Origin of the sequence: Scytonema hankhaensis NUACC26 (assembly GCF_045865695.1) — a bacterium.
Taxonomy (GTDB): Bacteria; Cyanobacteriota; Cyanobacteriia; order Cyanobacteriales; family Nostocaceae; genus Scytonema.
This window is the reverse complement of record NZ_BAACAP010000238.1, coordinates 90,063-103,586: the sequence shown is the minus strand read 5'-3', so window position 1 is coordinate 103,586 and position 13,524 is coordinate 90,063. Positions and strand designations below refer to the sequence as shown.

Below are 13,524 nucleotides of genomic sequence, written 5' to 3'. Positions count from 1 at the left end.
GTTTTTTTCAGACTTCAGACAGGGTGGCAAATTTATTACTTTGTTTTTGAAAATACCCAATTTTTTAAGTAGTTATCAGGATTATAGCGATCGATTAATGAATCCACAGACTGGCTAAGTGACTGCAAGCACTTGACAGTCAAACACGCTTAGTTATTTGTGCAAGATTAAATTGCAGTGTGCAACTACTTAAAACTATGAGTCACAAAACTTAACTTAAGGCTATGCTGAAGTCAGACAAATATCCTCATCCGTTGTCACAAGCCCAGAGATCCCAGGTAAATGATGAAGAAGGTGGATTGAATCTGGGTCAAGTTGGAGAAACCTTCCGTCGTCGTGCATTGTTAATTGCTGGTGTAACAGGTTTAGTTGCTACGGCAGCGGTATTAAAGGCAGAAACAGATCCTCCCGTGTATGAAGGCAAGTTCGAGATTTTAACCAAGCCTGTTACTGGTGAGAGCAGAGCAGTAGCCAATGTCCCTCAAACCTTGGAATCACAAGAAGGGATAGCACCTCCCGAGCAAGTACAACAACCAGTTGCAACAACGATTCAAGTTCTCACGAGTCGTGGGATGCTAGAACCAGTTATCAAAAAGCTTCAGATTAAGTATCAAACTAAATATCCTGAGTTAGATTACGACACAGTCACCGATCTTTTACAAATACAATCGAATAAGCAAAATATTCTAGAAGTCACATTTACTTGTTCAGATGAAGAGCTAGTTCGTGATACTTTAACATTACTAAAAGATTCTTATCTTCGGTATAGTTTGGAAGAAAGTCAAAACGAAGTTAAGCAAGCAATTAAGTTTGTTGGAAAACAAAGCAAGCCTTTAGAAATGCGGGTTGATATTGGGCAAAAAAAGTTGCAATTCATTCGACAAAGGCATAACTTGGTTGAACCGGCACAGAAAGCTCAGGAAGTGTCCAATCAGATTGCAGCTTTGACGCAACAGCAAACAGAAAATCGGGTACAGCTAGAACAAATGCAAGCTAGTTATAGGGACTTGCAAAGAGAGTTAGCGCAACAACCAGGGGAGAGGGCAGGGAACTCGTTGCTAAGTGAAAATGCTCGCTACCAAAAGATACTAGATCAGCTTCAAGCAGTGGAAGTAGAGGTTAACAAAAACGCAGCTAAATTCACCAATGAGAACCCAAGTATCCAGTTCCTACAGGAACAGAAAGCAAATCTAACTCCGATGCTAACTGCTGAAGAGAATCGCGTAAGAAAAGATTATCAAAGCCGCATTCGAACATTGGAAGCTCGCGATGAGTCCTTAAGAGAGAAAATTGCTTATTTCAATAAGTATCTGACAGATTTAGCAGGTATCATTCGTGAGTACGATAACACTCAGCGAGACTTAAAGATTCTCACTGATGGTCTGATTCAATTTAAAACTAAACAACAAGCATTGCAGATTGAACTTGCCCGAACGGTGCCATCATGGAAGCTACTCGACCCTCAACTTCAGGAAGTGAAAGAACCTGAAGCTGTCGCAGGGAGTACCAAAAGCAACTTAGCTTTGGGGGCGCTGTTAGGTTTGTTATTAGGTACGGGTGCAGCTTTAGTAATGGATAAGCTCAGTAATGTCTTCTACTCTTCTAAAGACCTCAAAGACGCTACTAGATTGCCGCTATTAGGCGTAGTTCCCTTAAGAAAAGAACTTGGAGCAATGGCTTGGCAAGAGGCTGCTGGTGAGGCACAACGAGCAGCTCGTGCCTCCTTTTTTGAAGTCTTTCGCTCTCTTTACACAAATATTCTTCTTCTTGGTTCGGATACGCCTATTCGTTCAGTGGTTATCAGTTCGGCATCACAGGAAGACGGAAAAACTACTGTTGCAATACACTTAGCTCTGGCAGCAGCAGCAATGGGGCATCGAGTTTTGTTGGTGGACGCCAATTTACGTACCCCTACCATACACAATCGTGTTGGGTCAATGAATATTCAGGGGCTAACTGATATCATCGCCCAAGACTTAGACTGGAATAATGTGATTGAGCGATCGCCCCTGGAGGATAATCTGTTTGTCCTGAGTGCCGGTCCAACTCCGCCCGACTCCATTCGATTGCTTGCATCTCGTAAAATGCAAGATTTGATGAATGACCTACAATCCAGTTTCGATTTAGTAATTTATGACACACCGCCTCTTGTAGGTTTTGCCGATGCTAACTTGCTAGCAGTCAACACAAATGGGCTTGTACTAGTTGCTGGTTTGGGCAAGCTCAAACGTAGTATGTTCCTGCAAGCATTAGAAGAACTCCAAGTTTCTGGTACACCTATTTTAGGAGTCATAGCTAACAAATCCAAGGATGTCGCTACAACCTCTTACACTTACTACCAGCAATATTACAAGAGTATGAGCGCTGAAAAGATTGGAATTGAAAGTCGATAATTCCCGCTCAACTTCCCAACAATGTCAAAAGTTGTAGGGGTGCGGCAGTCTTGCGCCCCTACAAATGCTATGAAACCATTCCGAAAAAGAACAGTTGTTAGCCGTTCACAGTATAGTCCCGCCTGAGCGGAACTACAAACCTATCGCTATTTTTCCGGGGATTTCAAAGCCCGATCTAGAATTTGGCGGGCTTCTTCTGCTTTTGTTCTTGCTTCTTGATAGCGTAGATTAGCCTGAGCGTAATTCTTGAGAACTTTAAAACCTTCCTTGAGACGAGCGATTTCCTCTTCAGTTACGGACTTATCCAAGAATAGGACATCAACCGCCTTACGAATTTCCAGTGCTTCAGTGCGTGATTCCTGCACTTTCAGCTTGAGGGTTGCAAGATTGCTTAAAACTTGGACAGCTTGGGAAATAGCATCTTCATCACTTGTGGTATCACCAGTTGGTGTTTCTTTCACTTCAATCAGTTGTTGCGGACCAAACCCATCTTCTAGTTCTGTTGGTAACTTACCGTCATCCATCAGTTTCATCAACTGATCCATTGCTTTCTCACGAGCTTTGGCTGAATCTTTTCCAGGAACGGTAAGGATAATTTCTGGGCTTTGGGCAAGAGTGTATTGAACCATAATAATCGACAGGTATAGGCAGATAATTGTTAGTAAACAAAGCCAAGGGTACTAATTCTAACGCGAAACCAAGCTATAAAACGAAAAAATTAACTCTATTAACCGTAGAAAAGAAATCTTTATACTAGAGAAAGAAGATTCTTTTTCATTGCGAGGGAAGAGCGATGGCTCCAAATCCCACCATAATGCATAGTGTAGAACAATTGGGTTATCGCGTCACCGTTGGTGATGTGGCAACTCAAGCTGGTTTAAATGTTGCGGAAGCAAGTCAGGGTTTACTCGCCCTGGCTTCTGATGCTGGTGGACATCTACAAGTGTCAGAGACAGGCGATCTTGTTTACCTATTTCCGAAAAACTTTAGAGTTATTTTACGTAATAAATACTTTCAACTAAAATTGCAGGAATGGTGGCAAAAAATTTGGGGAATCATTTTTTACCTGATACGGATTTCCTTTGGAATTTTCCTCATTGCTTCCATTGCTCTGATAACCATCTCAATTATCTTTATCATCTCTGCTGCCAACTCAGAGCGAGATACTGACGACAGGGGAGGCGGCTTTAGCTTCTTTTACTTTCCCGACCTATTTTGGTATCTTAGCCCTGACTACGATACTCGCCAACGACAAAGACGGCGAGAAAAAAGCAATCTCAATTTTTTTGAAGCCGTATTTTCGTTTCTATTTGGTGATGGTAACCCCAACGCCAATTTAGAAGAACGCCGTTGGCAAGAAATTGCTAATGTCATTCGCAACAATCAGGGTGCAATTGTTGCCGAACAGATTGCACCTTATCTTGATGATATCGGAGAAGGTTCTGCAAAAGAGTACGAAGATTATATGTTGCCTGTCCTGACTCGTTTTAACGGGCAACCCGCAGTAAGCCCTGAAGGGCAAATTGTCTATTACTTTCCAGAATTGCAAGTCAGTGCAGCTAAAAAGCGCTATGAGTCCCTATCAGATCGTCTCATAGAATTTTCTTGGCGCTTCAGTGCAGCAACATCAGGGCAAATTATGTTGAGTGCTGGGTTGGGAGTCGCAAATTTTGTTGGTGCGTTAGTATTGGGAAGTTTGTTAAGAGACGGCGTAGTAGCAGCACAGTTAGGCGGATTGGTTGCTTTTGTTCAAGGAATTTACTGGCTGCTATTAGCTTTTGGAACGGGTTTTCTTGTCATACCCTTAATCCGATACTTTTGGATTCAATGGCGTAACAGCAAAATTAGCGATCGCAACCGCATTCGACAAGCTCGCGCTAGATTACTAGCAGATCCAGACACGCAATTGCAGCAAAAAATTTCTTTTGCTCGTCAGTTTGCCGCAGAAAAAGTTATTGGTACTGACGATCTAGCCTACTCCACTGAAACCGATTTGTTAGAACAAGAATTTAGGGACTAGGGGCTGGGGACTAGGGACTGGGGACTAGGAAAACTTTCCAATTTTTAACTCCCACCACCTACTCCCCAATCGCCAATCGCTAACCCCTACTTCACTCGAATTGGTGCGAGAGCAACACCTCGGTAATAGTAATTCAAAATTTGTAAGTGATTATACCCGCGTAAGGCTAGATTATATGCACCCCACTGGCTCATACCTATAGCATGACCAAAACCAATCCCTCTTAACGTAAAGCTACCATTACCATTACTGACAGTAAAACGAGTGCTCTTGAGTTTGAGTGCTGTACGTACATCCTCACCTCTGAGCACTTTTTCACCTCGATCGCCTACAATTTTTAGAGCTTTTACACTGCCATAACGTGAAGTACTCTCGGTGACAATTTGCTTGACATTACCCACATCAGGAATTTGAGCGCTAATTTCTGCAGGTGAAAAGGTTTTAACCCAATTACATTCTCTGATATTTTGGTCAAAGTCAGGAACAGCACGCAAGTACGGCTCATGACTTCCCCAAACATCTTCTACATCCTCAGTATGTCCGCCAGAACAAGCGTGAAACACCGAGAGAATGATTCTATTTCTGTGAGTGAGTACCTTATTAGCTGTGGAATCTACAGCCGCGTAAGTGGTAGGAGATTCACTCACCACGCCTTTATAAATTTGCCAACGATCCGGTGTATCCCCTAGATCGTAAATGGGATTATTGCGCTGTCTTTCCCGTTCGTAAAGTGCATAAGTACGAGCAGCGATCGCTTGTGCTTTCAGCGCTTCTATAGGCCATCGGGAATCCATCTCCCCACCAAGAACGCTGTAAAGATATTCCTCCATATCAACCCAGTTAACCGCAGTTAACCCTTTTTGTGAAGGAACAACCAGAGTTCTACCTCGATACCACCGGTCTCCGATATAGACATACCCTTTACCTGTAGGCTCAATCCAGAATAAACTAGATTGCCACCTATCCAAAGCAACTCCTCCAGGAACAGATTGGGCATAGTAAGAACTCAACCTAGGGAGTTGTCCCAAAGTACGACCACTACCATCTTTTACAACTGCAGCCGTAGAACTACCGACTTGAACTTGATTAACATCCCTCTCAATGGCGACACGTAAAATCACTGATGCTTGAGCCGGAGCAACCATCGCTACCCATATCAGAATACCAAGCCACCAATGACGTACTTTCATCTGGGAAAATAAAAAAACTGGGAACAGCTGGAATTTCATGCTAACAACAGAATTTGCTTTAGTACGTAGGACGCTCGATAAGTGCTTTAGGGACTTCCAAGAAATAAATCTCCTAAAATGTAGGGCGTTCTCGCCTACCTTCCGAGTGCTGACGGGCGAGACGCCCGTACCACAAAAAATATTTGAAGACTTCTTTATTTGGAAGTGCTTTAGTTTTCTCCATCAAATATAGATGAACCATTCAGCACTAGCAACTCTTTTTTGGTCACTGGTCACTGAACTGAGTTAAACCAACACTTGTTAGCAATTCCTTCCAATCTTCAGCAAGCGTTGTATCGTTAGGATTTTTTTGCCGCAACTGCGCCAGTATCGTCACAGCCTCATGCCAGATTCCATTATTGGCATAGATCGCAATTTGCTGTATTGGATCTGCTTTTTGCAGTTGCTCTTTGATAGCTTGACTCAGTTCGACTCGTTGCACCACACCCTCAACAAAAATGGGAGTTTCTTGCTGTTGACGATCGCAATAAACATTGAGGAACCAGCGATACGGTTTTTTGACTGTTAGTGGAGGTAGAGGAACACCAATAACTCCCGCTTTATCTGGAAGAGAAATTGCGGTTTTGTAGATTGGATTGGACTCCTCGTCGAGCAACTCAAAATCAGCTGGATAGTTAGAACTCTTATTGTAAGGAGTATAGAACCATAGAATGGGACGTTCCACCGACGTTAAACTCCAGACATTTGTAACAGTAGGTTGTGGCTCAGTCGCAGGAACCAAGGCAGCTAGTTGCAACTCTACATCTTTTGGACACCCAGTTCGCCTAGCTCCACCAAAACGACGCCCTGTAGGAGAAGATATTTCTTTAGGAAGTGGAGGTAACTTCAGACGAAGAGGTTGCCGACGAATTGTTGTTTTCGATCCAGGCAGTCTAGGACTAGAACGTTCTGTTGCACTCTGTCGAGTAGGTTGCGCGATAAGCCGGGTACGGCTTGCGCCAAGGGCGATCGCCCCAGTTGAGCAAACCTCTAAACTAGAGCAGCCGAAGGCAACTGCCAAAATTAGTTTTATCAAACCTGATTTTCTTAACATAACCAGTTACCCAATTTAATTAATTTCAAATAAATTTAATAAATCTAACCTCTACTCCATACTGATGGTGTACACACAAGTCTGTAATAGCTGACAAATCGAGGTTTTCACGCCGAATTTACCCCCCTTAGTCCCCCCTTGGAAAGGGGGGAAATTTGATTTCCAGTTCCCTTACCTTTCCAAGGAAAAATCGGATTTCTAGTTCCCTTTCCAAGGAAAAATCGAATTTCCAGTTCCCTCCCCTTGGAAAGGGGAGGGTTAGGGTGGGGTAAATCTTGTGTGTACACCATAAACCCCCTACCTTTGAACCGACGTAACAACAACAGTCACAACTAAAGCCAAAGCGGAAGGAACAAAAGGTACCCAGTATCCTTGTATTAACATTCCAAAGCAGAATATATAGAGAGAACCAGAAACCACACCAATAAAAAGCGCCAATTTAGGAAAGGAACGAACACGCCAAGCAAACACCCCAGAGACAACACACCATCCCAAAATCCACCCCACTTCAACCAATGGTGATAGAACTTGCAACTGCTGTCGCCCATCCAAAACCGCACTGATAATTTGACTCACCATATGCGCTTGTACAAACACCCCCGGAATTTGCTCATCTAACTGACTACCATAAGGAGTTGCCCAATAATCCGGGTAATCTCCTCTAGCTGCTACCCCAATTAAAACAATTTTGTCCTTAACTGCATTCGGATTAATAGGAGTAGAGAGAATTTGTCTCAACGTCACCTGCTCGGCGATGTTCTTTGAAGAACGATAATTCAGTAAAATTTGACCGCCATTGGTATCGATATTTTGATAACCGCCAGTGCGAGGTTTCAAACCCAGAAAAACCGTTTTTCCAAGTTGTAAATCTCCATTTGGTGTAAACTTTGGTTGAATACCACTGGCCAATAGATAGCGAAATGCCAATTGTGTACTGAAAGCAAAGGAAGCTGGACATAAAGATATAGCCTCCGGGTCCATAACAAGGAGATGTCGGCGCACAACTCCATCAGGATCGTGAACAAAATCGCTAAATCCCAAACGTTCTTCTGGAATTTCAGGTGGTGGTTCAATACCGTTTATAGATGAAACTCCATCACTCCCCTTACAAACCCCAACTAAATTTTCAGTTTGCTGAAGGCGAGTCACTAAATTTGGGTTTTGAGCTTTAAAATCTCGGTAGAGATCCAAACCAATGACACGGGGTTGATATTGCTCGAGTTTTTCCAAAAGTTTATTCAGTGAGCGATCTGACAGAGATTTTCCATCTAAACGTTCGCCATTGCGTCGTTGCTCTGCAATATCAGCATCATCAATAGTCACAATCAGCAAGCGATCGTCCGGTTTCTCATTGACGATCGCAGGACGTAGTGCCACCATTTGGTCAAAAGCTTGAAGTTCAGATCCTTGTAATAATCCTAAAAACCTCAACCCACAAACTAAGGCAGTTACGACTACCGAAGAAAAAAATGCTACAGTAATTTTAGGTGAACTTGAGGGCGATGAAGGAAGTGGTTTTAAGGGAAGTAATTCGACTCTGCCTGTAATCTGTTTCCAGGAAGGAGGCGCTTCGGCTAAATTTTGACAGATTACAGGTAACCACGTAGCACACGGAAATTTATCTTCCAGACCTTGTAACCGTTCTCTTGCCTCTCGCACTGCTAAGTAGAGCAAGTCACCACTGGCAAAACTTTTTAAAAAATTCTTTAAAAATTCTTGTGCTACCAAATCTGGAACGGGTTCGCGCATCACAATCATCTGGGGAATTTGCAGATCGGCTAAATCTCGCGCTAATCCCAATCCATCACATGAATTAAAAATTGCTAGTTGTAAACCACTTTCCACAGCTTTTCGCAAAGCGTATCTGAGTTCGCCAATCGTTAGGCTATCAGTGGTGTTTAAATATATCAGTCCGTTACCATCTTTACCATAACTGGAACTGTGACCTGCAAAGAAAAGAATATCCCAACTGTTGCCCCAAAGCTGGTCGTTTAATTCTTTACGTTGAGGTTCCACTAAAAAAGTGACATTCGCGTCGTTTAGTTGTTGTAGTAAATTCAGGTCAGCGTCAGTATCAATCCCTTCACTGTTTCCTAAAATTGCTAAAATATTAACTTTATCGTTACGTGTTTTCTTGGAAATTACCCGTTCGTATGTGGGTGATGCTATGGCTACTTCTGCTTTTGGATAACGCTCTATAACATCCCAGAGATGCCAAGGCAACCGCTTTAATTGATAATCTTCTGTTTGTAAAATAACTCGTAGCTCATCCGTAGCTAGCAGTTTTTCCAACCACTTCTCTCGAACAGGGCGAAACTCTTCAGATCTGAGCCAGTCGTTAAAACGCGATCGCAAACTCTGTGCTGTTTCTTGACAATCCTCAGTCACAGACACATTTGTCACTTGTACTTTGTCAGCAGAGAGACGATAGCGACTGCCTAAGTGTCGATAGCTAGCTTGCCAGCGATCGTAATATATCGGCATATCTATAGCCGCAGGCAATCTTCCAGTAATTTCAGTTGAGGGACGTTCCCCTTCGTCCCCAATCTGAAGGGTAACGGAAAACCCTTGCTCAAAGCTACCATCAGCGAATTTTAATACGACCAATTTACACATAACATAAAAGTATTCAGCTTTGTCGTATGAAGTTATACCATTTTGGATTTTAGATTTTGGATTGAGAAAGTCATGTTTAGTACTTGACTTCAACCAACTATCTGTCGCATTCTTTAATTCAAATTGGTATTGTGAAGTATAAAGACAAGGACTGAGTGAAAAAAATTTTATCCTTTGTCTGTCATCCTCGTCCTTCACCAACTAAATCGCAAAATGTTCTGTGACACTAGCATCATTTAAGCCTAACTTAACGCTAAACTGTTCTCCTGGTTCGCCCTTAAACTGTAATTGAATGTAATTATCTGCACTTCTCGCTTGAGATTCCAGAAAAACCGCTCCCGATCCGTCTAATACCGTCAATTGCAAACCCGATACGAGGTAACTATTTTTACCAGTAGGATGGACTTGAAGACGAACGCTCATTTGTGAGTCTGTATCTGGTCGAATTTCCACAATTAATATGACAGGTTGATTAGCAATTTGGATTCCCAAATCGATCGATTTTCCGCGTCTAGCGATTGAATTATTTGCTGAGGTGCGATCGACAATTTCATTGTTCCGAAAAGCATAACCCGGTCTTAATTCTGGCTGGTTCCACAAGGATTCAAGAGTTTGCCAACCCGCATCAAAAACACCAGTTAGCCATTGACTCAAATTTACCAGAGTCAACGCTTGGCTCTGCTGTAATTCTGCCAAATGTTCGATCAAATTTTCTAGAGGTTGAAGCCGATCTAAAGGCAATCTTTCCGTAGCAATCTTGGGGACAAAGCCAAGTAAATTGACATCCACAGAAGATTCATCGATTTGAACAAAAATATATCCTACTCGTTCTTCCCAAGTTTCAGGAGGAATGTAACAAATTTGCTCGGAACGATGTACGGGACGGCACTCCAAACGACCAATTCCAGGTATTTCTAAATCAGCAACATCAGCACATAAACGGATAACTGAGTTCCAACTGTCACTTTTATTCAAGTCAGTGGAAATCCCCATTAATTCCAAATAGTCATGCACCACCCATACACAAAGAGTATTCAGCCGGACTTGTGCGGCTTTTTCAGGAGTTGGTTGCTCCTTGGCAAACTTCTCAGCAGTTTTGCGAGCTGCTAGTGTAATAGGCAAAGTCAACGGAATATCTTCTAGCTCAAAGATGGTGCGCGTCATAGTTCGATCCCCAGTAAGAGTGCTGTTAAATACTTATCGCTCCAAATTACGGATTTTATGCAATGTAATCAGTGACCAGTGACCAGTGACCAGTGACCAGTGACCAGTGACCAGTCGCCAATCCCCAATTACAACCAATTCCCAATTAAAACATAAGCAGACCAAAAGCTGGGTTTGTTAAAGTTAGGATGCTTTAACATTTGCAGCTGGGCGTGGCGGAGTGCTTCGGCTTTTGTAAGGTTGGGATTTTTGAGTTCTCGGTAAAAAGCACCAACGAATTGGGCTGTTGATTCATCGTCAATCTGCCATAGAGAAGCAACTGTACTGCGTGCGCCAGCTTTGATAGCAGCACCAGCAAGACCGAGTGCTGCTCGATTATCCCCAGCTGCTGTTTTACAAGCACTTAAAACAAGTAGCTGTATGGCTTCTGGTCTAATATCATCTCGTTGGCGAAGGATACTACCAAAGTGAGAAACATCTATTGGTCCGTCGGAAGCCAAAATAAAGGTTTTGTCTGCACGGGAACTAAACTCACCATGGGTAGCCAAATGTACGATACTGAATGGAACATTACTGACTTCTTTTTCTAAAGCTTTGCTAGTAAATGCTTTATCTACCAATCTAGTAGTTGGTACACCAGCTTGAGAAATTAAGTCTAATTCTGTTTTGATAGCGGGCAAACGTGAAAAACGACCGGAATACCCAGGTGGTGGTTCGGTTAGCCCTGCAGTTAGAGCGTTTATCTGCTGTCGCACTAGTGGTTTGGGTTCAAAAAGTTGTAAACCTACGCTGAGGGCAACTGCATACTTTTCAACCAAGTACTGCTTACCATCATAAAGAACTGCTGGTGGTATGTTTCGCAAAGCTCCATCCAATACAAAGACTAGGGTGTTGACTCCACTAGCTTGTAATTGTGACTCTATAGGTTGGATTAACCAATTATAAACTTGTTGTGACTGTGTTTTGAATGCTTTGATTGCAGATGGTTTGACTAAATTTTGCCGCAACTCACTTAATGTTTTTTCTACTTCTGGTTGGGAAATTTCGCGACCGTATACCTGAAGGGGTTGTTTGGGAATTTTCACGATGACTTGGAGTTTGTTTTCCAAAACGATTGGATAGAGAATGGCTGCAGTTGGATTATCGCGATCTACAACTCTATCAATCGGCACTCTTTGTCCTTGCAAACAAGCTTCCCGGAAGAAATTATCGAGTTCTGCTAACTGTAGTGCTTCTATACGCTGACGTGCTTTTTCTAAAATTTTTTCATCGGGTTGTCCCGATTGAGATTGCAGTAGTAATTCTACTGATTGCCTGTAAACGGGTTCTACACTGTCTCGAAAGGTAAACTGCACGTTCTGGTTAACTGCTACAAGATCGCTGCGGAGCGATTGAAGTGTGCCTACAGCATCATCATACGCTGCGATCGCTCCAGTAATATCTCCTTGTGCTTTGAGTAATCTTCCCAATTGCCATTGCCATCGGTAAGTAATCTCTGGTGCGTTGCTTGATTGTGCTAGGAATAATGCTTGCTGAGTTAGCTTTTGCGAGGACCACCATTGCTTGGTTTGTTCGTATAAACTTCCCAAACTTCCCAAAGCATAGGCTTCTGCTCGTTTGTCCCCTAAAGTGCGGGCTTGTTGAATGGCGGTGGCGAGAATTTGGGGACTGGCGATTGGCGATTGGGAACTGGCGATTGGTGATTGGTGAGACAGCCCTGAAGGAGGGTTTCCCTCCGTAGGGGACTGCGAACCCGAAGGGCGATTGGCGATTGGCGATTGGTGAGACAGCCCTGAAGGAGGGTTTCCCTCCGTAGGGGACTGCGAACCCGAAGGGCGATTGGGATTTTGTTTCAGTTTACCTTGCCCATCGCCCATTGCCCATTGCCTCTTGCCCATTTTCTCAACACTTTGAGCAAAGTTAATTCGGGCGTAGATGGCAGCACGACTTGGAGGAAGTTGGTCGAGTTGCGATTGAATTGAAGGTATTAAATTTTGAGCATTTGTTATTTGTTTGTCTTCTATAAACAAGTCTAAAAGATTGAGTTGTGCTTGAACTTTTGTGAGTGGTGAAGGAGTGACTTCAATGGTTTTTTTATAATAATCAATGGCTTCTGGTTTTTGCGGCAAAGCACGAGCATTGTTTCCCAAACTAAAAAAACTTGCACTAATTTCTTTTGGAGATTGAATGCGTTTTGCTACTTCCAAACTTTGTTGTAATGTATCTTTGGATTTCTCTAAATCACCGACAAGTTGGAGAACATCACCAAGAGAGCGCAAACCGACTGCTTTTTCTAAAGAATCCGGTTGCGATCGCAATGTTTCGTTGACTTGCACGAGTAAAGCTTCTGCACGACGGTAAAATCCTTGGGTTCTGAGTGCTTGGGCTTGGTTAATGCGCGCTCGTACAACACCGTTTCGATCGTGTGCTCGATTGTAAACTTTTTCTGCATTTTGCCAAGTGACTAAAGCTTGCTCTAGTTGTCCCATCCCTAACTGCAAGCGTCCTTCAATATCTAGAGTTTGGGCGAGAATTGGTAAACTTTGAATTTTAGATTCTGGATTTTGACTGACTTTGTTTTCTGAATCTTGCTGCGCGTAACCGAGGATGTTTAAACTACTAGCGATCGCTTGTTTTGCTTCATTCCATGCGCCAAGTTGTTGGTAAGCCAGGGAAAGGTTGCTCAAAGTCGCTGCTTGACTGATAGCATCCCCTTGCTGTTGATACTGTCGTGCTGCTTGTTGCAATATCTGAACTGCTTCTGAATAGCGCCCGCCATCGTATAAAACTTTCCCTTGTTGCAGTAAAGCAATAGGTGAGGAATGGGGAAGATTTGCGAGAACGGGAGAACTAAAAATACATAATAAAGCAGTGACAAAAGCTAAAAGAGAATAACGAATTGAATTTGCTTTTTTCATATAAGTTAATTCAGCATAATTAAAATTAACTAGTGAGTATCGTCATTAGTTATTAGTCATTTGTCATTGGTAAGGATTACGGATATCTTCACATTTTGTAATGTATTTTGGTTGATTTGTGGCTAGCTAG

The 13,524-nt window shown here is 42.8% G+C and carries 8 protein-coding genes; 2 read left to right on the top strand and 6 right to left on the bottom strand.

The genetic code is table 11. The annotated features are described in order from the left end of the window. Positions 1 to 224 precede the first annotated feature (224 nt). Positions 225 to 2,393 (top strand): GumC family protein, encoded by a 2,169-nt coding sequence (locus tag ACKTT2_RS39345; RefSeq protein ID WP_407896686.1) that lies wholly within the window; start codon positions 225 to 227, stop codon positions 2,391 to 2,393. A gap of 146 nt (positions 2,394 to 2,539) precedes the next feature. Here ACKTT2_RS39345 and ACKTT2_RS39340 read toward each other — a convergent pair whose 3' ends face one another. Then, positions 2,540 to 3,022 (bottom strand): hypothetical protein, encoded by a 483-nt coding sequence (locus tag ACKTT2_RS39340; RefSeq protein ID WP_407896684.1) that lies wholly within the window; start codon positions 3,020 to 3,022, stop codon positions 2,540 to 2,542. Positions 3,023 to 3,186: 164 nt separating this feature from the next. On the opposite strand from ACKTT2_RS39340, the gene ACKTT2_RS39335 reads away from it, so the two are divergent. Continuing rightward, positions 3,187 to 4,413 (top strand): hypothetical protein, encoded by a 1,227-nt coding sequence (locus tag ACKTT2_RS39335; protein WP_407896682.1) that lies wholly within the window; start codon positions 3,187 to 3,189, stop codon positions 4,411 to 4,413. 86 nt (positions 4,414 to 4,499) lie between these two features. On the opposite strand, the gene ACKTT2_RS39330 is transcribed toward ACKTT2_RS39335, so the two are convergent. From ACKTT2_RS39330 to ACKTT2_RS39310, 5 genes are all read right to left on the bottom strand, one after another. Next, the gene (locus ACKTT2_RS39330) at positions 4,500 to 5,642 is read right to left on the bottom strand and encodes a SpoIID/LytB domain-containing protein (protein WP_407896680.1); all 1,143 of its coding nucleotides are present in this window, start codon (positions 5,640 to 5,642) and stop codon (positions 4,500 to 4,502) included. Between the two features lie 226 nt (positions 5,643 to 5,868). Further along, positions 5,869 to 6,696, bottom strand: a complete 828-nt coding sequence (locus ACKTT2_RS39325) for a DUF928 domain-containing protein (RefSeq protein ID WP_407896678.1) — start codon at positions 6,694 to 6,696, stop codon at positions 5,869 to 5,871. Between the two features lie 297 nt (positions 6,697 to 6,993). Next, entirely contained in the window at positions 6,994 to 9,312 is a 2,319-nt protein-coding gene (locus ACKTT2_RS39320; RefSeq protein WP_407896676.1) for a CHASE2 domain-containing protein, read from the bottom strand. A 201-nt stretch (positions 9,313 to 9,513) separates the two neighbouring features. Then, the gene (locus ACKTT2_RS39315) at positions 9,514 to 10,476 is read right to left on the bottom strand and encodes a DUF1822 family protein (protein WP_407896674.1); all 963 of its coding nucleotides are present in this window, start codon (positions 10,474 to 10,476) and stop codon (positions 9,514 to 9,516) included. Positions 10,477 to 10,604: 128 nt separating this feature from the next. After that, positions 10,605 to 13,394 carry a CHAT domain-containing protein gene (locus tag ACKTT2_RS39310; RefSeq protein WP_407896672.1) on the bottom strand — a complete coding sequence of 930 codons (2,790 nt, stop codon included), beginning with the start codon at positions 13,392 to 13,394 and terminating at the stop codon, positions 10,605 to 10,607. Between the last annotated feature and the right edge of the window lie 130 nt (positions 13,395 to 13,524).

Excerpts from the sequence above, each read along its gene's own strand:
- ACKTT2_RS39345 (WP_407896686.1), top strand. The coding sequence starts at position 225 with ATGCTGAAGTCAGACAAATATCCTCATCCGTTGTCACAAGCCCAGAGA.
- ACKTT2_RS39340 (WP_407896684.1), bottom strand. The coding sequence starts at position 3,022 with ATGGTTCAATACACTCTTGCCCAAAGCCCAGAAATTATCCTTACCGTT.
- ACKTT2_RS39335 (WP_407896682.1), top strand. The coding sequence starts at position 3,187 with ATGGCTCCAAATCCCACCATAATGCATAGTGTAGAACAATTGGGTTAT.
- ACKTT2_RS39330 (WP_407896680.1), bottom strand. The coding sequence starts at position 5,642 with ATGAAATTCCAGCTGTTCCCAGTTTTTTTATTTTCCCAGATGAAAGTA.
- ACKTT2_RS39325 (WP_407896678.1), bottom strand. The coding sequence starts at position 6,696 with ATGTTAAGAAAATCAGGTTTGATAAAACTAATTTTGGCAGTTGCCTTC.
- ACKTT2_RS39320 (WP_407896676.1), bottom strand. The coding sequence starts at position 9,312 with ATGTGTAAATTGGTCGTATTAAAATTCGCTGATGGTAGCTTTGAGCAA.
- ACKTT2_RS39315 (WP_407896674.1), bottom strand. The coding sequence starts at position 10,476 with ATGACGCGCACCATCTTTGAGCTAGAAGATATTCCGTTGACTTTGCCT.
- ACKTT2_RS39310 (WP_407896672.1), bottom strand. The coding sequence starts at position 13,394 with ATGAAAAAAGCAAATTCAATTCGTTATTCTCTTTTAGCTTTTGTCACT.